Origin of the sequence: Acinetobacter sp. 809848, from assembly GCF_000581275.1 — a bacterium.
Lineage (GTDB): Bacteria > Pseudomonadota > Gammaproteobacteria > Pseudomonadales > Moraxellaceae > Acinetobacter > Acinetobacter pittii.
On the sequence record NZ_JEXG01000152.1, the window covers coordinates 1 to 1,023 of the forward strand.

Genomic DNA, 1,023 nt, shown 5'->3' on the forward strand with positions numbered 1-1,023 from the left:
GTTGCTGTCGGATCGTTCACCGTACCGGTTAAGGCAGGTGTGCTGTCGTTAGTGAGTACATCATCCAGCGCTACTGTCGGTGCAACTGCATCAACCACAGCTGTTGCTGGGCCTGATGTATTGCCTGCAGGGTCTTCTGATACTGCTGTTACCGTATCACCATCATTTAAGCCTGGGTTTGGCACAGTCCAAGTACCGTCCGGTCCTGCTACAACACTTGCTGTACTACCGTTCGGATATGTCACAGTCACTGTTGAACCAGGTTCTGCAGTACCTGTAATCGGGTCTGTCCCGTTAACTGGGTCGATCACTGGCGCTGCAGGAGCTGTTGTATCAACTGTCACCACTGCTGTATCGGTACCTGCATTGCCTGCAGCATCAGTTGCCGTCACGGTAATGGTATGTGGACCATCAGTTAATGCAGGAAGTGTATTGTCTGCAAGCGTCCAGGTGCCGTCACCATTGTTCACTGCCGGATAGTCAACACCATCCACGTTCACAACCACTGTTGCTGTCGGATCGTTCACTGTACCAGTGAGTGCTGGTGTACTGTCATTCGTTAATAGATCAGTTATAACAACTGCTGGTGCAACTGCATCAACAGTAGCTGTACCTGGTAAAGATGGGTTGCCTGCTGGATCTGTAGCAATTGCCTCAACTTCGTCACCATCATTAAGGCCAGGGTTTGGTACTGACCAGCTGCCATCCGGTCCTGCTACAACTGTTGCTGTGTCACCATTAGGATAAGTTACTGTTACGGTTGAACCAGGTTCTGCCGTACCTGTAATCGGGTCTGTCCCGTTAACCGGGTCAATTACTGGTGCTGAAGGAGCAGCTGTATCCAGTGTATAAGTTTGTGTATCGTTAACTGTGCTGCTATTACCTGCTGCATCAGTGAAGGTTACTTTAGCATCAATCGTTTTATCAGCATCAGCAACCAAACCGCTACCTGGTACACTTACTGTCCATGTACCTGCTGCACTGTCTACAGTTGCAGTATAAGTTACCCCATTAATAACAACT

General features: G+C 49.2%; 1 protein-coding gene. It reads right to left on the bottom strand.

Annotated elements, in window-relative coordinates; all coding sequences use genetic code 11:
- On the bottom strand, nt 1-1,023 hold a 1,023-nt coding region (locus J536_RS24500; protein ID WP_032064301.1), incomplete at both ends, for an Ig-like domain-containing protein.